This is a genomic window from Streptomyces sp. NPDC051907 (assembly GCF_040681075.1).
Classification (GTDB): Bacteria; Actinomycetota; Actinomycetes; order Streptomycetales; family Streptomycetaceae; genus Streptomyces.
The window spans coordinates 42,259-62,024 of record NZ_JBFAYB010000006.1 but is presented as its reverse complement, the minus strand read 5'-3'; the positions used below and the strand labels follow the sequence as shown (position 1 = coordinate 62,024).

The window sequence follows — 19,766 nt, the reverse complement described above, 5'->3', positions numbered from 1 at the left end:
CTGAGCCTGACCGTACCGAGCTTGACCGTACTGAGAGGGAGCAGAGGGAGCATGAGCAGCATCCGCACCCTGATCCGGGGCGGCCTGGTCATCACCGCCGCGGACGAGATGCACGCCGACGTACTGATCGAGGACGGCCGGATCGCCGCGCTCGCCGCGCACGGCTCGCCCACCGCGGAGTCCTGGACCGCAGGCCGCACCATCGACGCGACGAACAAGTACGTCATCCCGGGCGGCGTCGACGCCCACACCCATATGGAGCTGCCGTTCGGCGGAACCTTCGCCTCGGACACCTTCGAGACCGGGACGCGGGCCGCCGCCTGGGGCGGCACCACCACCATCGTCGACTTCGCCGTCCAGTCCGTCGGGCACTCGCTGCGCGAGGGCCTGGACGCCTGGTACGCCAAGGCCGACGGCAAGTGCGCGATCGACTACGCGTTCCACATGATCCTCTCCGACGTCAACGAGCGTTCGCTGAAGGAGATGGACCTGCTGGTGGAGGAGGGCATCACCTCCTTCAAGCTCTTCATGGCCTACCCCGGCGTCTTCTACAGCGACGACGGCCAGATCCTGCGCGCCATGCAGCGCTCCGCCGGCAACGGCGGGCTGATCATGATGCACGCCGAGAACGGCATCGCGATCGACGTCCTGGTCGAACAGGCCCTCCAGCGCGGCGAGACCGACCCCCGCCACCACGGCGAGGTGCGCAAGGTCCTGCTGGAGGCCGAGGCCACCCACCGCGCGATCCAGCTCGCCCGGGTCGCCGGAGCGCCGCTGTACGTCGTGCACGTCTCGGCCGAGGAGGCCGTCGCCGAGCTCGCCACCGCGCGTGACATGGGGCTCAACGTCTTCGGCGAGACCTGCCCGCAGTACCTCTTCCTGTCCACCGACAACCTCGCCGAGCCGGACTTCGAGGGCGCGAAGTACGTGTGCTCGACTCCGCTGCGGCCCAAGGTGCACCAGGCGGCGCTCTGGCGCGGACTGCGCACCAACGACCTCCAGGTCGTCTCCACGGACCACTGCCCGTTCTGCTTCACGGGGCAGAAGGAGCTGGGCCGCGGCGACTTCTCCAAGATCCCCAACGGACTGCCCGGCGTGGAGCACCGGATGGACCTGCTCCACCAGGCGGTCCTGGACGGGCATCTGACCCGGCGGCGCTGGATCGAGATCGCGTGCGCCACCCCGGCCAGGATGTTCGGGCTCTACCCCAAGAAGGGGACCATCGCCCCGGGCGCCGACGCCGACGTCGTCGTCTACGACCCGCACGCCGAGCAGACCATCTCGGCCCAGACCCATCACATGAACGTCGACTACTCGGCGTACGAAGGCAGGCGGATCACCGGCCGGGTGGAGACCGTGCTCTCGCGCGGCGACGTCGTCATCGACGAGCGGGACTTCACCGGCCGGGCGGGACACGGCCAGTACACGCCCCGCGGCACCTGTCAGTACCTCCTCTAGCACTTCACTCAGGGGTGCTGAAGTTCCTCATCTAGGAGTGGCCAGGCCATGGACTTCGGACTTGTCCTGCAGACCGACCCGCCGGCCTCGGCGGTGGTCGGCCTGATGCGGCGCGCGGAGCGCAACGGCTTCCGCTACGGCTGGACTTTCGACTCGGCGGTGCTCTGGCAGGAGCCCTTCGTGATCTACAGCCAGATCCTCGAGCACACCAGCAAGCTCATCGTCGGACCGATGGTGACCAACCCCGGGACCCGGACCTGGGAGGTCACCGCCTCCACCTTCGCGACGCTCAACGACATGCACGGCAACCGCACGGTGTGCGGCATCGGCCGCGGCGACTCGGCGATGCGCGTCGCGGGGCGCAAGCCCAACACCCTCGCCCGCCTCGGCGAGGCGATCGACGTCATCCGCGACCTGGCGGAGGGGCGCGAGGCCGTCGTCGACGGGCAGCCGCTGCGGCTGCCGTGGGTGCGCGAGGGCCGGCTGCCGGTCTGGATGGCCGCCTACGGCCCCAAGGCGCTGGCGCTCGCCGGGCAGAAGGCCGACGGGTTCATCCTCCAGCTCGCCGACCCCTATCTCACCGAGACGATGGTCAAGGCCGTGCGCACCGCGGCCTCCGACGCCGGGCGCGACCCGTCCTCGGTGACCATCTGCGTCGCCGCGCCCGCCTACGTGGGCGACGACGTCGAGCACGCCCGCGACCAGTGCCGCTGGTTCGGCGGCATGGTCGGCAACCACGTCGCCGACCTGGTCGCCCGGTACGGCGAGCACTCCGATCTGGTGCCCGAGGCCCTCACCTCGTACATCAAGGCGCGCGAGGGCTACGACTACAGCCACCACGGCCGCGCGGGCAATCCGTCCACGGACTTCGTGCCGGACGAGATCGTCGACCGCTTCTGTCTGCTCGGCCCGGCCGAGGCGCACATCGAGAAGCTGAAGGCGCTGCGCGAGCTGGGCGTCGACCAGTTCGCCGTCTACGACATGCACGACGCCAAGGAGGCGACCATCGACGCGTACGGAGAGAAGGTCATCCCCGCGCTGAGGTGAGGCCGGGACGGGGGGCCCGGCCGTACGGCGATCGACCACGGACGACGGACAGTCCGGCGCCCTCGGGGCGCCGGGTTCGGGGCGGAGCCCCGGCAACGGCACGCAGGCGCTCGTACCTGAACGGAAGGCTCCCCTCCATGAGCGACACCGTCATACCGCGCACCCACGACGACGGCCGCGTCGAGCTCGCCCCGGGCGCCGTCCCCGCCGACGGCCGCTTCGTCAACGACGACCTGCTGCCGGTTCCGCTCGCCAAGCGCCGCTGGACCACCTACAACTTCGCCGCCCTGTGGGTCGGCATGGCCCACAACATCCCGTCCTGGCTGCTCGCCTCGGGCCTGGTCGCCCTGGGCATGGACTGGAAGCAGGCGGTCTTCACGATCGCCCTGGCCAATGTGATCGTGCTGTTCCCGATGCTCCTCACCGGCCACGCGGGACCCAAGTACGGCATTCCCTTCCCGGTGCTCGCGCGCGCCTCCTTCGGGCTGATCGGGGCGAACCTGCCGGCCCTGATCCGGGCCGGGGTGGCCTGCGCCTGGTTCGGCATCCAGACCTGGATCGGCGGGCAGGGCATCTTCATCCTGCTCGGCAAGATCTTCGGCGGCTGGGCGACCGCGACGGAGGTCGGCGGGCAGCCGTGGACGCTCTGGGTGTGCTTCGTGCTCTTCTGGGCGCTCGAACTCGCCATCATCTACCGGGGGATGGAGGCGCTGCGCCGCTTCGAGAACTGGGCGGCGCCCTTCGTCATCGTCGGCGCGGTGGTCCTGCTGGTCTGGATCGCGATGAAGGCCGGCGGCCTCGGCCCGCTGCTCGACCAGCCCTCCAAACTGGGCTGGGGAGAGGACTTCTGGCCGGTCTTCTTCCCCGCGCTGATGGGCATGATCGCCTTCTGGTCCACCCTGTCGCTGAACATCCCCGACTTCACCCGCTTCGGCGCCGGCCAGCGCGCCCAGATCTGGGGCCAGTCGCTCGGCCTGCCGACCACGATGACGCTCTTCGCGCTGCTGTCGGTCTTCGTCACCTCCGGCTCCCAGGCGGTCTACGGAGCGGCGGTCTGGGACCCGGTCCAGCTCGCCGCCAAGACCGACAACGTCTTCGGGCTGCTCTTCGCGCTGGTGACCGTGCTGATCGCCACGATCTCGGTGAACATCGCGGCGAACGTCGTCTCGCCCGCGTACGACCTCGCCAACCTCGCGCCCAAGCTGATCGACTTCCGTGCGGGAGCGCTGATCTCCGGGGTCGTCGGCGTACTGATCATGCCGTGGAAGCTGACCGAGACGCCCGAGCTCTACATCTTCACCTGGCTCGGGCTGGTCGGCGGCCTGCTCGGCACGGTCGCGGGCATCCTCATCGCGGACTACTGGATCATCCGCCGGACCGTCTTGGACCTCGCGGCGCTCTACACCCCGGGCGGGCGCTACTGGTACGCCTCCGGCTGGAATCTGCGGGCCGTGGCCGCCTTCCTGGTCGGCGGGCTGCTGGCGGTGGGCGGCTCGCACTCCGCCGAGGGCAAGGGACCCTTCCCCGAGGAGGGCCTGATCCCCTTCCTGAGGCCCCTCGCGGACTACGGCTGGGCGGTGGGGCTCGCGGCGGCGCTCGGGCTGTACACCGTGCTGATGCTGCCGGAGCGCGAGCGGAGCGCCTGAGCGCGCGGGCCGTGCCTCAGCGGCGGGAGCGCTGGGCGGCGACCATCTGACGGAGCGTCCTGTCGCCCGCGCCCAGGCGCTGCACCCGCTCGGCGAACCCCGGGAACTGGCCGGCGACGGCGCTCAGCAGCCTCAGCTCCAGCGGGGCGACGTTGACCTCGGCCGCGTCGCGCTCCACCGCGCGCACGACGCCCGCCACCACCTGGCGCGGGGAGACCGTGCGCATCCCGGGCGGCAGCGCCGCGCCCGTCGCGGCGAACATGCCCACATCGCGTACGAAGCCGGGCTGGACGATGGAGACGCCGACGCCCGTGCCGTGCAGATCCTGGCGCAGGCCCAGCGCGAAGCCGCGCAGTCCGAACTTGGTCGCGGAGTAGAGCGAGGCGGACTTGGTGGCCGCCTTGCCCGAGATCGAGCCGACGAAGGCGAGATGGCCGCGGCCGGCGTCGACCATGGCGGGCGAGAGCAGGCGGGCCAGCATGGCGGGGGCGCGGAGGTTCACCGCGAGAGCGCGGTCGAGCTGGTCGGGGGTGTACTCCAGCAGGTCGCCGCTGGAGGGCAGCGCGGCGTTGGCGATCAGTATGTCCGTGTCGGCCGCCTCGTCGGCGAGGCGGCGTACGTCGTCCGGGTCCGCGAGGTCGGCGACGATCGTGCGCGCGCCATAGCGGTCGGCGAGCGGCTTGACCGCCTCGGCACGGCGGCCGGTCAGCACCAACTCGGCTCCTCGCGCCGACAGTTCGGCGGCGAGAGCGCCGCCGATGCCTCCGGTGACTCCGGTGAGCAGAACGGTTGCTCCGGTGATGCGCATCTGGTTACCCTCCAGTAGTTCTGTTCGTTCGAACGAACAATAGGGAGGCGGGGCGGTCGTGTCCACAGTGGAATTCGGCGGACTGGCAGAGCACACACGTCTGTTGACGGAGGGGCTGGCCACATCCGAGGCGCTCGTGACGGGCGCCGTGGAGCGCATCGAGGCGAGCCAGAGCTCGATCAACGCCTTCCGATGGGTCCGCGGCGAAGCGGCGATCGAGGAGGCCAGGGACGCGGACCGGAGGCTGGCCGCGGGGGAGCGGCTGCCGCTGCTGGGCGTGCCCATAGCCGTCAAGGACGACACGGACGTCGCCGGCCTGCCCACCCTCTTCGGCTGCCGGGGCGAGATGCCGCCGGCCGTCGCGGACGGCGAGGCGGTGCGCCGCCTCCGCGCTGCCGGGGCCGTGATCGTCGGCAAGACCAACTCCTGCGAGCTCGGCCAGTGGCCGTTCACCGAGGGCCCCGCCTTCGGCGCCACCCGCAACCCCTGGTCCACGGACCACACCCCGGGCGGCTCCTCCGGCGGATCGGCGGCCGCCGTCGCCGCCGGGCTGGTGCCCGCCGCCCTCGGCTCCGACGGGGCCGGCTCGATCCGCATCCCCGCCGCTTGGACCCATCTCGTCGGCATCAAGCCGCAGCGCGGCCGGGTCTCCGTGCACCCCTACGCCGACGCCTTCCAAGGCCTCACCGTCAACGGGCCGCTCGCCCGCACCGTCGGCGACGCCGCGCTCCTGCTCGACGTCGTACAGGGCCTGCACGCCCAGGACCTGCACCGGCCGAAGCCGATCGACGCGTCGGCCGCCGCCCGCCGCGACCCCGGCCGGCTGCGCATCGCGCTCGCCTGGCGGCCCCCGCTCACCCTCACCCGCAGCACGCCCCACCCCGAGGTGCGCCGCGCCGTCACCGCGCTCGCCGAGGCCCTCGCCCGCCTCGGCCACCAGGTGGAGGAGGCCCGCCCGCGCTACGGGCTGATCGGCCTCGCCTTCGTGCCCCGCGCCACCGCGGGCATCGCCCAGGTCGCCGCCCTGCACCCCGACCCGGCGCTGCTGGACCCGCGTACCCGCGGCGCCATGCGCCATGGGCGGCAGCTCGGCGGCCGGATCGTGCGGGCCGCCCGCGCCCGGGAGGCCCGCCAGCACCGGAGGATCGGCGCGATCTTCGACACCGCCGGGTTCGACGTGGTGCTCACGCCCACCACCGCGGCCCCGCCGACCCGCATCGGCGCGTTCGACGGGCTGAGCGCCTGGCGCACCGACACAGCTATGGCCGCCGCCTGCCCCTACGCCTGGCCCTGGAACGTCCTCGGCTGGCCCGGCGTCAACGTCCCCGCGGGCATCACGGCCGACGGACTTCCCGTGGGGGCCCAGCTGCTGGGCCCGCAGGGCGCCGAGGAGCGGCTGATCTCGCTGGCCGCCCAACTCGAAGCGGACCAGCGCTGGCACGACCGGCGTCCGCCCGCCCCTGTCAGCCGGGGGAGCGTGCCGGTGGAACAATGACCGGCATGTCCAGTCCCGCCCGCTCGGCCCCCACCAGACAGCGCATCATCGCAGCCGTGCTGCACATCATCGGCAAGGACGGCGTGGCGGCGGTCACCAACCGGCGGATCGCCAAGGAGGCGGGAGTCTCGCTCGGCTCGGTCACCTACCACTTCGAGACCCAGCACGAGCTGCTCCGCGAGAGCCTGCTGCACTTCGTGCGCGAGGAGACCCGCCGCTTCACCGAGCTCGCCGACGAGTGCCAGAGCGAGTGCGTCGACATCGAGGGCGCGGCGGCCCTCGCCGGGCAGGTGGCGGGCGGCGCCTCCTTCGACAGCGAGCACATCGCCCCCTTCGAGCTGTACGTCGAGGCGGGGCGCGACCCGCGCCTGCGGGAGGCGGCGGCGGAGGCGTTCGCGGCGTACGACCGCCTCGCCGCGCAGATCCTCGCCGGACTCGGCGTCCCGGACGCCGAACGGCTCGCGGCCACCACCGTCGCCCTGGTCATGGGCCTCCAGCTGCGCCGCATGGCGACGGGCGGCCCGGCCGAGGACCTCGTCGACGCGCTGCTGCTGCTCGCGCGGGGAGCGGTCGGGCAGGACGCCGCCCGGTAGAGCAGCATGGAAGGGTGGTCATCGCGCGCAGGGCCGCCGCGCCCCTCCTGGCCCTGGCCCTGGTCCTCGCCGCCGCGCCCGTCCAGGCCCACGGCGCGCCGCCGCAGCTCCATGCGCGGGTCGGCGAGGTGCCGCAGGCCAAGCTCGGCGCGAGCCACCGGCCCGGGTGCCCGGTGCCGCCCGAGCGGCTGCGGCTGATCGAGATGAACCACTGGGGGTTCGACGGACGCGTCCACCGCGGCGAGCTGATCGTCCATCAGGACGCCGTCCGCCCCCTGCTGCACGTCTTCGGCGAGGCCTTCGAGGACCGCTACCCGATCCGGCGCATGCACGTCATGGCCCGCTACGACGGAGACGACGAGGCGGCCATGGCGCACGACAACACCTCCGCCTTCAACTGCCGGACGGTCACGGGCGACCCCGGCAGGGTGTCCCGGCACTCCTATGGGGACGCGGTCGACGTCAACCCGCTCGAGAACCCGTACGTCGACGGCTCGGGGACCGTCCACCCGCCGGCCGGCGCGCGGCACCTGGACCGCGACGATTCGGCGGCCAAGGGCATGATCCGGCCCGGGGACGCTCTGACGACCGCTATGGACGACGTCGGCTGGGAGTGGGGCGGCCGGTGGCAGCGGCCGGACTACCACCACTTCTCGGCCGACGGGAGCTGACCTGCCCGGGTGACGGGATCCGACCCGTTTACGGCCGACGGCCGCCGACCCGGTCTCGGCCGGAGCTGACCTGCACAGGTGACCGTCTGCGCGCGGCCGGTCGCCGTCGGTGACCGAGGCCCGCAGATCGCCGCACCGGCCCTCGCCGCGAACTCCAGGCGAACGCACGGTGACGCGGTGCGGCGCTGGGCGTACGGCGCGATGTCAGCGGGCCGTGCTTAGCTGGACGCATGATCGATGAATTCCCGAACGTCGGCCCCGGCTCTCTCGCCGAGGTCGAGGAGGCGGTTCGCAAGGCGGCCGCCGCCGAGATCACGCCCCGCTTCCGGCAGCTCGCCGCGCACGAGATCGACCAGAAGAGCGGGCCGCACGACCTGGTGACGATCGCCGACCAGCGCGCCGAGGAGCACCTCGTCGCGTCCCTGACCGCACTGCTGCCCGGGTCCGTGGTGGTCGGCGAGGAGGCGGTGCACGCCGACCCGTCCGTGTACGAGGCGCTGCACGGCGACGCGCCCGTGTGGATCGTCGACCCGGTCGACGGCACCCGGCAGTTCGTCCACGGCGACCCCGGGTTCTGCACCCTGGTCGCCCTCGCCCACCACGGCGAGCTGCTCGCCTCCTGGACGTACGCGCCGGAGCTCGACGAGATGGCCGTCGCCGTGCGAGGCGGCGGCGCGCGGCTCAACGGCGAGCCGATCACGTCGGGTTCGCCCGCGCCCGGGGCGGACCTGCGGATCGCCCACTCCCACCCCGACTACACGACCCCCGACCAGAAGCATGCGCTGCTCGGCCTGGACGCGCCGGGCGTGCAGGCCAGGCCCTGCGGCTCGGCGGGCCTGGAGTATCTGGCGGTCGCGCGCGGCGCTTTGGACGCGACCGCCTTCTCCTGGGAGCTGGCCTGGGACCACGCGGCGGGCATCCTGCTCGTCACCGAGGCGGGCGGCGCGCACACCACGCTCGCGGGCGAGCCGTTCCGTATAACCGGCGGCAACGCCCTTCCGTTCACGGCGGCGAGGGACGCGGCGACGGCGGCACGGGTGCACGGGCTGCTCTCGCGCTGAACGGGCCGCTCTCGCGCTGAGCGGCACGGACACGGGCACGGCGCCCGGCGTCCACCGCGGACCTCGCCGCGGCCGACCGCCCCTTAGACCGCCGGGTGGGCGGCCCCGGTCCCCGCCGACGCCGCCCGGGAATATCCTGGGGCCCTTGGCCATCGGCTGACAAAGGAGTCCGAAGGTGCCGTCGATGCTCGATGCCGTCGTCGTGGGGGCGGGACCCAATGGACTGACGGCCGCCGCCGAACTGGCCCGCCGCGGCTTCTCGGTGGCGGTGTACGAGGCTTTGGAGACGGTCGGCGGGGGAGCGAGGACGGAGGAGCTGACGCTCCCCGGCTTCCGCCACGACCCGTGCTCGGCGGTGCATCCGCTGGGCGTCGGCTCGCCCGCGTTCGCCCGGATGCCGCTCGCGCGGCACGGCCTCGAATGGCTCCACCCCGAACTGCCGCTCGCCCATCCGTTCCCCGACGGCGGGGCCGCCGTGCTCAGCCGGTCGGTCGGCGAGAGCGCCATGTCGCTGGGCGCCGCCGACGCGGGCGCCTACCGCAGGCTCGTCGCCCCCTACCTCGGTCACTGGGACAGCCTCGCCGCGGACTTTCTGCGCACGCCCTGGGACGGGCTGCCCCGCGATCCGTACCGTATGGCCCGGTTCGGGCTGACCGCGCTCCAGCCGGTGACCTGGCTCGCCCGCCGCTTCCAGGACGAGCGGGCGCGCGCCCTGCTCACGGGCCTGGCCGCCCACGCCATAGCTCCCACCAACGGGATCGCGACCAGCGGCATCGCCCTGGTCTTCGCGCTCGCCGCCCATGAGCGGGGCTGGCCGCTGCCGCGCGGCGGCTCGCAGGCGATCTCCGACGCCCTCGCCTCGTATCTGCGCGAGCAGGGCGGGACGATCCACACCGGGGCCGAGGTCAAACGGCTGGACGAGCTGCCGCCGGCTCGGGCGTACGTCTTCGACACCTCGCCGACCGCGCTCGCCAGGATCGCAGGCCTGGGCCGGGCCTACCAGGGCTATCAGTACGGCGCGTCCGCCTTCAAGATCGACTACGCCCTGTCGGGCCCGGTCCCCTGGACCGCCAAGGAGGCGCGCACCGCGGGGACGGTGCACATCGGCCCCACGGCCGGGGAGATCGAGGCCGCCCTGCGCGCCGCCGTCACCGGCCAGGACCCCAGCGTGCCGTTCCTGATCACCGCCCAGCCCACCCTCGTCGACCCGTCCCGCGCCCCGGAGGGCAAGCACATCCTGTGGGCGTACGGCCATGTGCCGGCCGGCTGGGAGGGCGACGCCACCGAGGCCGTCGAGCGGCAGCTGGAGCGCTTCGCCCCCGGCTTCCGCGACCTGGTCCTGGCCCGCGCCGTCGCCGGCCCGCCCCAGCTCGCCGCGCGCAACGCGAACTACGTCGGCGGGGACATCGCCTGCGGGGCGTTCACTGGGATCCAGACGCTGATCCGGCCCCGGCTCGCCCGCGTTCCGTACGCGACCGCGCACCCGTCGGTGTTCATCTGCTCCTCCGCGACCCCGCCGGGCCCCGGCGTGCACGGCATGTCGGGCCACCACGCGGCGAAGGCGGTGTGGCGCAGGCTCCGTGCTCGCTGAGGCCGGCCGAGCGAGGACGGGCCCATGGACCTCGCTGAGGCCGGCCGGGCGAGGGAGGATGGGCCCATGGACCAGCAGCCGGCCATCACCCTCGTCCACGGCGACATCACCCAGCAGCACGCGGACGCCATCGTCAACGCCGCCAACTCCTCGCTCCTCGGCGGCGGAGGCGTCGACGGCGCCATCCACCGGCGCGGCGGCCCCGAGATCCTCCAGGAGTGCCGCGCGCTGCGCGCCTCGCACTACGGCAAGGGGCTGCCCACCGGGCAGGCCGTGGCCACCACCGCCGGCCGCCTCGACGCGCAGTATGTGATCCACACCGTCGGGCCCGTCTGGTCGCGGACCGAGGACCGCTCCGAGCAGCTGGCCTCCTGCTACCGGCAGTCGCTGCGCGTGGCGGCCGAGTTGGGGGCGCGGACCGTCGCGTTCCCCGCCATCTCGACCGGCGTCTACGGCTGGCCCATGGACGACGGCGCGCGCATCGCCGTCCGCACGGTCAGGGAGGCCGCCGCGGCGCCCGTCGCCGAGGTGCGGTTCGTGCTCTTTGGCGAAGACGCCTACAGCGAATTCGAGAGAGCGCTGGCCAAGCAGGGTTGATGTCGTTTTCTCGCCAGCCCTGACCGCCTCCGTGCCCGATGCTGGACGTATGCACACCGATACCGAGCGCTGCGTCCGGGCCGTCCAGTCCAAGGACGCCCGATTCGACGGCTGGTTCTTCACCGCCGTGCTGACCACCCGGATCTACTGCCGGCCAAGCTGCCCGGTCGTGCCGCCGAAGGTCGAGAACATGACCTTCTACCCGAGCGCCGCCGCCTGCCAGCAGGCCGGATTCCGGGCCTGCAAACGCTGTCGGCCCGACACCAGCCCCGGCTCGCCCGAGTGGAACGCCCGCGCCGACGCCGTCGCCCGCGCCATGCGCCTCATCCGGGACGGGGTGGTCGACCGCGAAGGCGTCCCGGGGCTCGCCGCCCGGCTCGGCTACTCCACCCGCCAGATCGAGCGCCAGCTCCTCGCTGAACTCGGCGCCGGCCCCCTCGCGCTCGCCCGGGCCCAGCGCGCCCAGACCGCGCGGCTGCTCATCGAGACCACCGGGCTGCCGATGGCCGAGGTCGCGTTCGCGTCCGGGTTCTCCTCCGTCCGCACCTTCAACGACACCGTCCGCGAGGTCTTCGCGCTCGCCCCCGGCGAACTGCGCGCCCGAGCCGCCCGGGGCGCCGCCGCGACGCCGCCCACACCCGGAGTGATCGCGCTCAGACTCCCGTACCGCGCGCCGCTCAACCCCACAAACCTCTTCGGGCACCTCGCCGCCACCGCCGTCCCCGGCGTCGAGGAGTGGCGCGACGGCGCGTACCGGCGCACCCTCGCCCTGCCGTACGGGCACGGCGTCGTCGCCCTGGCCCCGCAGCCCGGCCACGTCGCCTGCCGGCTCTCCCTCACCGACCTCCGCGACCTCACCATCGCGATCAGCCGCTGCCGCTGGATGCTCGACCTCGACGCCGACCCGGAGGCCGTCGACGACCAGCTGCGCACCGATCCGCTGCTCGCCCCGATCGTCGACAAGGCGCCGGGCCGGCGGGTGCCGCGGACCGTGGACGCGGCGGAGTTCGCCGTCCGCGCGGTGCTCGGGCAGCAGGTGTCGACGGCGGCGGCCCGTACGCACGCGGCCCGGCTGGTCGCCGCGCACGGCGTCCCGGTGGACGACCCCGAGGGCGGACTCACCCACCTCTTCCCCGCGTCCGAGGCGCTCGCCTCGCTGGACCCCGAGACGCTGGCGCTGCCCCGCAGCCGCCGCACCACCCTCACCACGCTCGTCGGGGCCCTGGCGGACGGCTCGCTCCGGCTCGATGCGGGCAGCGACTGGGACCGGGCGCGCGCCCAGCTGACCGAGCTGCCGGGCTTCGGCCCCTGGACGGTCGAGCTGATCGCGATGCGCGCCCTCGGCGACCCCGACGCCTTCCTCCCCTCGGACCTCGGCATGCGGCGCGCGGCGGCCGAGCTCGGCCTGCCCGCCACGCCGGCCGCGCTGACCGCGCGCGCCGCGGCCTGGCGGCCCTGGCGGGCGTACGCCGTCCAGTACCTCTGGGCCACCGGCGATCACCCCGTCAACCTCCTCCCCGCGTAAGGACGTTCCGCCATGAGCACCGGAAACAAGCACGGAAACAAGCACGGAAACAGGCACGGAGACAGGCACGGAGACAGGCAGCACACGGTCGTCGACAGCCCCTACGGTCCGCTGACCCTCGTGGCCACGGACGGGCTGCTCAGCGGCCTCTATATGAGCGAGCAGCGCCACCGGCCGCCCGAGGAGACCTTCGGCGACCGCGACCCCGCGCCCTTCGGCGAGGCGATCCGCCAGCTGGAGGCGTACTTCGCCCGCGACCTCGAGGAGTTCGACCTGCCGCTGCGGCTGGAGGGGACGGACTTCCAGCGCAGCGTGTGGGAGCAGCTGCTGAGGATTCCCTACGGCCAGACGCGGACGTACGGCGAGCTGGCCGAGGTGCTGGGGAGCAAGTCGGCGTCACGGGCCGTCGGCCTCGCCAACGGAAAGAACCCGATCGGGATCATCGTCCCCTGCCATCGGGTGATCGGCTCGACGGGGAGCCTCGTGGGGTACGGCGGCGGGCTGGACCGCAAGCAGCGGCTGCTGGCGCATGAGCGCGGCGCGGCCGACGAGGCGCTGTTCTAGCCGGTGCGCTGTTCCAGGCGGTGTGTCGCTCCAGCCGGTGCGCCGCCGCCCCGGACGCCCGCGCGGCGCTCCGGACGTCCACGCGGCCGCTCCGGACGGTTAGGCGAGCTCCTTCAGCAGCTCCGGGAGCGCCGAGCCGATCGGCTCGCGTACGACCTGCTCCGCCTGCTCGTCGTACGGCGTCGGCTCGGCGTTCACGACGATCAGCCGTGCCCCGTGGTCCGCCGCGATGCCCGCCAGCGAGGCCGCCGGCTGGACCTGGAGGGTCGTGCCGACCGCGATGAAGACCTCGCTGGCCTTCGCGATGGCCATGGCCTGGCCCAGCACCTCCGGGTCGAGCCGCTCCCCGAACATCACCGTCGCCGACTTCAGGATTCCGCCGCAGACCAGGCACGCCGGGTCCGCCTCGCCCGCCTCGACGCGCTCCAGCGCCTCCCGCATCGAGGAGCGGGCGTGGCAGCGGGTGCAGGTCACCGCGCGTGCCGTGCCGTGCAGTTCGAGCACCTTGCGCTCGGGCATGCCGCCCAGCTGGTGGAGTCCGTCGACGTTCTGAGTGATCACCCGAACGGCCATCCCGGGCCGGCGGTCCAGCTCGGCGACGGCGCGGTGTGCGGCGTTCGGCTCCGCGCTCCAGGTCGCGCTGGTGCGCCGCATCTGCCAGGAGCGCCTGCGGATCTCCGGATCGGCCATGTAGTAGTCGTACGTGACGAGCTTCTCGGCCTCCGGGTCCTTGCGCCACAGGCCGTTCGGCCCGCGGTAGTCGGGGATGCCGGAGTCCGTGGACACGCCGGCCCCGCTGAGGATGGCCACGAGAGTCATACGGCGAGCCTACGCAGCGAGGCGCGCAGGCGGCGAGCCGATTTCCCCGGGTCCGTCTGATACGCCCGGGCCCGGCTCGCCGCCGCGCGGGAGGTCAGCGGGACTTCGCGAACGGCGTCGGCGTCTTGCCCGTCCAGCGGTGCATGACCGCCTTGCCCGTCTGCCTGGCGCCGCTCCCGGAGCCGGTCGTGCCCGCCTCGCCGAGGTAGAAGCGGCCGTCGTCGAGCGCGATCAGACCGTACTGTCCGGCCGACTGCCAGCCGTAGGTCCCCGACGGCTTGTGGTGCAGGCCCTTGGCCAGCAGCTTCAGCAGCAGCCCGCGCTCCGGCTTCGCCTGGCCGCCGATCGTGCCCAGGGCCGGGGCCTTCCTGCCGTCGACGACGAAGAGGGAGTAGTTGGGGAAGGTCTTCTTCTTGCCCTTGTACACGGCCATCAGCCAGTTGCCGCTGTGGCCGTCGTACTCCAGGTTCTGCACGCCGTAGGTGGTGTTGCCGGTGCGGACGAAGTACTTGCCGTCGGCCTTGTCGGGACCGCTGCGGTGCGGCGCCGACTCCTTCAGCGGGCGCTCGTACTTCTTCCATCCGCGCACGTCGTACTGGAGCAGGACCTGGTGGTCGTTGTCCTTGCGGGAGGTGTTGGAGTAGAGCCCGTAGGCGACCGTCAGCTTCTGGGGGCCGACCCTTCGCCCGAAGGCCGGGCCGAAGGCGACTCCGTCGATTCCGCTGCATCCATAGCGGTGGTCGGGGGTGTTCGCCGTGTCGCCGTCGAAGACGCCGTCGCCGTTCATGTCGGCGGTGTAGTCCCGCACCACTTCCTTGAGATGGACGGTGGAGACGACGCCCGCGGTCTGCGCGTCCATGTTCATCCGGGTGATGCGGTCCGCGTCGAAGACGGCTATGTAGTACGCCTTGGTGGTGCTGTACTCGAGCGAGCCATAGACGCGTCCGTCGGCGGAGTTGAAGTCCACGTCGCCGAGGTGACCGGTGAATCCGGTGACCGAGCCGACCGGCTTGCCCCGCAGATCCGTCTTCACCAGCATGTTGGTGAAGGAGTAGTACATATAGCCCTTGCGGCGGTCCAGGGCCATGCCCTGGAGGTGCCCGGACTTCCAGGCGCCGCCGCTGATCGAGGCGGGCAGTGCGCGGTTGACGGCGACAGGCGCTGGACGATTGACGTTGGGGGGAAGGTCGCGCGCCGGAAATGTGGGGTTCTGGGCCGCGGGTGCGGCTCCGCCGATTGCCACGACGGCCAGTGTGACGACGGCCGTCAGCAAGCCACGCATGTGCGTGTACATGATCCCTCCGGGTAGTCCTGGGGATCGGGATGCTTCCCGGCGGGCGTGCACGGCCCGGGGCCGCCCGGCCAACGACGTATGAACGCGGGCGGGCGGCAAGCCAGTTGCCGGAGGATCGTCGGACGAGCCGGGTGGACGGGGCGCAGCCGCAGCTCAGACGGGTGGAGAAGAGCAGACGAAGAGACCGGCGAGCGGCTCAGACCGGCGGAGGGGAGCAGACGGAGGGACCGGCGAGCGGCTCAGACCGGCGGCAGCCCGTTCTCCAGCTCGACAGGACCGGTCCCCGCCGCCAGCGCGTCGAGCGCCGCCAGCACCCGGCCCGCCAGCCCTACCGGCAGGAAGTCGGCGACCTCCTCGCGGGCCGCCAGCCGCCAGGAGTCCAACTCCTCCTCCTGCAAGCAGATCGCCTGGAGCTGCTCGTCGCTCAGCACCCCGCCGTCGTACACATACGCGGCGATCGGCGGACGCCCCTCGCCCGGCACCCAGTCGACGGCGAGCAGCGCGCCCAGCTCCACCTCCAGGCCGATCTCCTCGAGCGTCTCGCGGCGGGCCGCCTGGCGCGGGGTCTCCCCGCGGTCCGACTCGATCGTCCCGCCCGGCAGGGCCCAGCCCTCGCGGTAGTTGGGCTCGACGAGCAGCACGCGCCCCTCGGCGTCGCGGCAGAGCGCGGCGGCGCCGGCGAGGATGCGGGGGAGGGAGGCGATGTACGCGGTGTAGTCAGAAGTCGTCACGCCGGGCAGCCTAGGGGGCCGCCGGACCTCCGCCTTCGGCTTCCGGCCGACGTCGCTGGGACGAGGTACCCGAGAGATGGGCGCGGGCCCGGGCGGCGCTCTCGCGTGCGGCCAGCGTGTCCGGGTGATCGGGGCCCAGGGTCTTCGCGCGTTCGTGGGCGACCGTCTCGTACAGCGCCAGCGCCTCCTCCCAGTCGCCCATCCTGACCCGGATGTGCCCCATCTCGTGCCGCGTCACCAAGGTGTCCGGGTGCTGCGCGCCCAGCACCGCGATGCGGGCGGTGAGCACCTGCCGGGCCAGTTCGTACGCCGCGCGGTGGCGGCCGAGCGCGCCCAGCGTGAAGGCCGCGTTGTGCTGGCAGCGCAGCGTGTCCGGGTGGCGGGCGCCCTGGACCTGCTTGCGGCTCGCCAATACCCCGCTGTAGAGCGCGTACGCCTCCTGGTGCCGGCCGAGCACCCCGAGCGTGAAGGCGTGCTGCTGGCGGGCGTCCAGGGTGTCGGGGTGATACGGGCCGAGGGCCGCGGTCCTGGCCGAGTCGACGTACTCGAACTCCGCCAGCGCCTCCCGGTGGCGCCCGAGCCCGAGCATGGCGAAGCCCCGTTCGTACCGGGACATCATCGTGCCCGGGTGGTCGCGGCCCAGCAGCGCCACCCGCGCCGAGACGACGCCGCTGAGCACGCCGTACGCCTGCGACCACCCGCCGGCTCGCAGCAGCTGCACGCCGCGGCTGTGCTCGGCGTCCAGCTCGGCGAGCTGCTCGTCGAAGGTCCGCGGCGCGGCGCGGAACGGCACGGGGCGGGACAGCCCGTCGTGGAGCAGCCCCTGGCCCAGGCGCGGGCCGGTGAGCTCGATGCGGCAGGTGATCGCTCCGAGGCGGGTGGTGAGCGTGTGCTGGCCGGCGGGGTCGTCGGCGATGAGCAGATGGACGCCCTGATTCCGTACGACCGCCAGCGACTCGACGATCCCCAGCTCGGCGCTGGAGTAGCGGATGCGCTCGTATTCGTCCAGGACGATGACGAGCCGGGGCACCGGCTGCGCCCCGCCCCGCCCGCGCAGCCCCTGGCGCACGAGGTCGCGCAGCTCCGTCGCCGCGTCCGGCCGGGCGGCGAGGTCCTGGGCCCACAGCACCTGGGGCAGCGCGGCGAGCGTGGACAGCGCCTCCGAGTGGCCGTGCCAGGCGCAGACGAACGTGACGGAGTCCCTGGGGTTCGCCTCCGCCAGGCCCCGGACGGTCGAGGCGAGGAACCGGTGCCGGTCGTGGATGTCCGGGCCGACGAGCAGGGCGTGCGGGCCGTCGCCGCCGTACTCCCGTTCGTTGAGGTCCAGCCGCACCGGACGGCGGTCCTCGCCCACGCCGATCCCGGTGGACCGCAGGGCGGGGATGGACTGGTCGTGGGAGCGGGCGGCGAACGCGCGCACCAGCGCGGCCGCGCTGGGCCGGTGCGCGGGATCGGGGGCGAGGCAGCGCACGAGCTCGGCGACGAGGGACCCGGGCTCGTGGCGCTGGACGGAGTCGGCGTGCAGCGGGTCCACGTCCCAGTCCCCGAGCGAAGCGCCCAGCAGGATCCTCCCGAGGGCGTACACGTCGGTGGCCTCGGTGGGCCCGGCGCCGGGCTGGACGAGCTCGGGCGCGCGGAACTCCGGGCGCGGGCGCAGCAATCCGCCGTGGGGCGCGCCCACACCGTCCAGGGAGGCGGCCATCCAGCCGGCGATCTGGACCTCCCGCCCTTCGACGAGGACCGAGTTGGGGAGCAGCCTGCCGTGGACGACGCCCTTGCGGTGGGCCCGCTCGATCCCGTTCGCGATCTGCCTCCCCAGGGACACGAACTCCATCCCCTGCAACGGGCCGCGGCGGTCCACCACGGTGCGCAGGTTCGGCGCCGGACCCTCGCCGCGCTCGTCCCGGGCGTACGACGTGGCGATCCAGCAGGGCTCGGCCGAGGCGTCGTGCCCGAGCAGCCGCGGCGCGTACACCCCGTCCATCCGCGCCAGCGCCTCCGCCTCGGTCCGCACCATCGTCGCGGCCTGCTCGTACTCCAGCTCCGGGACCCGGATCACGGCGGTCCACGGGTGCTGCGCGGAGAAGCCCAGATAGAGCGTCAACTGCGGCCAGCCGTGCAGATGCCGGGCGTACAGCCGGAACGGGCCGACCGTCCGCGGATCGTCCGAAGACATCGGCCGCCACTCCGAGGCAGGCAACCTGCCAATCGGCTGCAGCGGCTTGTCGGGCGGCTCGGCGGGCGGCGGCGCGGCGATCCGCGGAACCCCCAGCCGGCGCAGCAGCCGCTCGTCCATCCACCCGAAGGGCGCGGCGTCGGCCGGCAGCCGGTCCGGACCCGAGGGGCGGGGCAGCCAGGCGGGGAAGTCGACCGGGCTGTCGGCGAGTTCGGCGAGCCGTTCGGTCACCGCGCGGGTGGTGCGCACGAGGTCGTCCGCGGGCAGCGTGTTCAGCAGAATGCGCCGGGTGTCCTCCGCGAAGTCGAACCCCCGGTGCTGCGGCAGCAGATCCTCCCCGTCCGTACGGCGCATCAGCCCGCCCAGGAACACCTCCGCCAGATGGCCCGTGTCGACCTCCGGGCCCAGCGCGTCCTGCACCAGCCGCATGGCCGGCACGGAGACCGGGGCGACGGCCGCGAGATGGGCCGCGAGCCGGTACGCCTGAGGGGACGCGGCGCCCCGGAAGCGCAGCAGGCCGTCCCCGCCGGGCGCGCGCGTGGCCGCGTACGGGCGGGCGGCCCTGCGGGACGCGAGCAGCGGCAGCACCGCCGAGGCGCCCGGGGAGCCGACCAGCTGGGCCCAGGCGCCCAGCGACTCGGGCGTCGGCGCGAGCACCGGCACCGCGACCCGGTCGTACGGGGCGAGGCCGGGCGGCAGCACCGGGTCGGCGACCTGCCAGGTGCTGTTGGGCGCGCCGCGTCTGCGGGTGGTCACCTCCCACTCCTCGGCGCGGATGCCGGAGCCGGCCCACAGCCGCTCGGGCAGCGCGTGCAGCACCGCCGTCGGACCGACCCGCGCCGCCCGCTCCAGCGCCTTGCGCATCCGGCCGTCCCGCCAGGCCGCGCCGACGCCGTCGCTGAGGACGAGCAGCAGGGTGTGGCCCGCCGGGTCGGTGACGGCGGACGCGGGCAGCGGCGAGCTGTCCGGCTCGTACGGGCGACGGCCCAGCAGCGGCGCCTGGTCGGTGCGGCTGTCCAGCCCGTACACCCGTACGTCGCGGAAGGCGCCGCTGCGCTCCATCAGCAGCCGGGTCTCGGTCGCCAGGCGCTGCCAGAGCAGCATCGACACCCCGTCGTCGACGAGCAGCACGAGGTCGAGCCAGCGCGCCCGGCCGGGGCGCAGCACCGGGTCCGGCAGTCCCGTCTCGGCCATCGCCGTTACCGTGGCGGGCTCGTCCAGCTCCCACTCCCTGAGGTCCGGGCGCAGCTGCTTGAGCGGGCGCAGCGCCCGGCCGAGGCGCAGCTCGACGGAGCCGAGGGCCTTCGCCTCGGGGGCGCGCACGGGGGCGGCCGGGCGGTCGCCTTGGCGGGGCGCCCGACGGCCGGCACGAGGCGCGGCGTGCAGAGCGGCGCCGCCCGCCGCGACAGATCCGGCGCCCGTCGCGACCACATCGCGGCCCGCCGCGACAGGTCCGGGGCCCGTCGCGACCGGTCCCGGGCCAGCGGCGACAGGTCCGGGGCCCGCCGCGACCGCCTCGCCGGGCGCGGGCAGGTCCGACGGCTCCGGCGCCCCGGGGCCCGCCGCGCGGGCCAGCGCCGACGACGCCCCCGACGGCAGCCGGCGGGCCAGCCAGAGCGCGTCGAGCAGCTCCTCGGGGGACAGCTCGGCTCCGCCGGCCGCCAGGATCCGCCGCAGCTCGCTCAGCACC

16 protein-coding genes are annotated in these 19,766 nt (G+C 73.7%); 11 read left to right on the top strand and 5 right to left on the bottom strand.

Features of this window, described 5'->3' with window-relative positions:
• Window positions 1-51 precede the first annotated feature (51 nt).
• From hydA to AB0M39_RS06045, 3 genes are all read left to right on the top strand, one after another.
• On the top strand, window positions 52-1,458 hold the full coding sequence (gene hydA, locus AB0M39_RS06055; RefSeq protein ID WP_365360639.1) for a dihydropyrimidinase: 1,407 nt from the start codon (window positions 52-54) through the stop codon (window positions 1,456-1,458).
• A 48-nt stretch (window positions 1,459-1,506) separates the two neighbouring features.
• On the top strand, window positions 1,507-2,505 hold the full coding sequence (locus AB0M39_RS06050; protein ID WP_365360637.1) for a TIGR03842 family LLM class F420-dependent oxidoreductase: 999 nt from the start codon (window positions 1,507-1,509) through the stop codon (window positions 2,503-2,505).
• A 137-nt stretch (window positions 2,506-2,642) separates the two neighbouring features.
• Window positions 2,643-4,151 (top strand): NCS1 family nucleobase:cation symporter-1, encoded by a 1,509-nt coding sequence (locus AB0M39_RS06045; RefSeq protein WP_365360635.1) that lies wholly within the window; start codon window positions 2,643-2,645, stop codon window positions 4,149-4,151.
• Between the two features lie 16 nt (window positions 4,152-4,167).
• Here the strand turns inward: AB0M39_RS06045 and AB0M39_RS06040 are convergent, their stop codons facing one another.
• A complete protein-coding gene (locus AB0M39_RS06040) occupies window positions 4,168-4,959 on the bottom strand; it encodes an SDR family NAD(P)-dependent oxidoreductase (protein ID WP_365360633.1) in 792 nt (263 codons plus the stop codon).
• 58 nt (window positions 4,960-5,017) lie between these two features.
• Between AB0M39_RS06040 and AB0M39_RS06035 the strand changes: the two genes are divergently transcribed.
• The 8 genes from AB0M39_RS06035 to AB0M39_RS06000 all read left to right on the top strand — a co-directional run bounded on the left by AB0M39_RS06035 (window position 5,018) and on the right by AB0M39_RS06000 (window position 13,056).
• Entirely contained in the window at window positions 5,018-6,454 is a 1,437-nt protein-coding gene (locus AB0M39_RS06035) for an amidase (RefSeq protein ID WP_365360631.1), read from the top strand.
• A 5-nt stretch (window positions 6,455-6,459) separates the two neighbouring features.
• Window positions 6,460-7,047, top strand: a complete 588-nt coding sequence (locus AB0M39_RS06030) for a TetR family transcriptional regulator (RefSeq protein ID WP_365360629.1) — start codon at window positions 6,460-6,462, stop codon at window positions 7,045-7,047.
• Between the two features lie 14 nt (window positions 7,048-7,061).
• A complete protein-coding gene (locus AB0M39_RS06025; protein WP_365360627.1) occupies window positions 7,062-7,718 on the top strand; it encodes a M15 family metallopeptidase in 657 nt (218 codons plus the stop codon).
• A 230-nt stretch (window positions 7,719-7,948) separates the two neighbouring features.
• Window positions 7,949-8,779: an inositol monophosphatase family protein gene (locus AB0M39_RS06020; RefSeq protein ID WP_365360625.1), complete on the top strand. Its 831-nt coding sequence runs from the start codon at window positions 7,949-7,951 to the stop codon at window positions 8,777-8,779.
• Between the two features lie 175 nt (window positions 8,780-8,954).
• Window positions 8,955-10,370: an NAD(P)/FAD-dependent oxidoreductase gene (locus AB0M39_RS06015; RefSeq protein ID WP_365360623.1), complete on the top strand. Its 1,416-nt coding sequence runs from the start codon at window positions 8,955-8,957 to the stop codon at window positions 10,368-10,370.
• A gap of 66 nt (window positions 10,371-10,436) precedes the next feature.
• Window positions 10,437-10,967: an O-acetyl-ADP-ribose deacetylase gene (locus tag AB0M39_RS06010; RefSeq protein ID WP_365360621.1), complete on the top strand. Its 531-nt coding sequence runs from the start codon at window positions 10,437-10,439 to the stop codon at window positions 10,965-10,967.
• Between the two features lie 49 nt (window positions 10,968-11,016).
• Window positions 11,017-12,492: an AlkA N-terminal domain-containing protein gene (locus tag AB0M39_RS06005; protein ID WP_365360619.1), complete on the top strand. Its 1,476-nt coding sequence runs from the start codon at window positions 11,017-11,019 to the stop codon at window positions 12,490-12,492.
• A 12-nt stretch (window positions 12,493-12,504) separates the two neighbouring features.
• The gene (locus AB0M39_RS06000; RefSeq protein ID WP_365360617.1) at window positions 12,505-13,056 is read left to right on the top strand and encodes a methylated-DNA--[protein]-cysteine S-methyltransferase; all 552 of its coding nucleotides are present in this window, start codon (window positions 12,505-12,507) and stop codon (window positions 13,054-13,056) included.
• 99 nt (window positions 13,057-13,155) lie between these two features.
• Here AB0M39_RS06000 and AB0M39_RS05995 read toward each other — a convergent pair whose 3' ends face one another.
• From AB0M39_RS05995 to AB0M39_RS05980, 4 genes are all read right to left on the bottom strand, one after another.
• Entirely contained in the window at window positions 13,156-13,875 is a 720-nt protein-coding gene (locus tag AB0M39_RS05995; RefSeq protein ID WP_365360615.1) for a Sir2 family NAD-dependent protein deacetylase, read from the bottom strand.
• Window positions 13,876-13,969: 94 nt separating this feature from the next.
• The gene (locus AB0M39_RS05990; protein ID WP_365360613.1) at window positions 13,970-15,169 is read right to left on the bottom strand and encodes a hypothetical protein; all 1,200 of its coding nucleotides are present in this window, start codon (window positions 15,167-15,169) and stop codon (window positions 13,970-13,972) included.
• A gap of 239 nt (window positions 15,170-15,408) precedes the next feature.
• Complete coding sequence (locus AB0M39_RS05985; RefSeq protein ID WP_365360611.1) at window positions 15,409-15,900, bottom strand: NUDIX hydrolase; 492 nt, start codon at window positions 15,898-15,900, stop codon at window positions 15,409-15,411.
• Window positions 15,901-15,910: 10 nt separating this feature from the next.
• Window positions 15,911-19,765, bottom strand: coding sequence for an SAV_2336 N-terminal domain-related protein (locus tag AB0M39_RS05980; RefSeq protein ID WP_365360609.1), 3,855 nt, complete (start codon window positions 19,763-19,765; stop codon window positions 15,911-15,913).
• Window position 19,766: the final 1 nt, after the last annotated feature.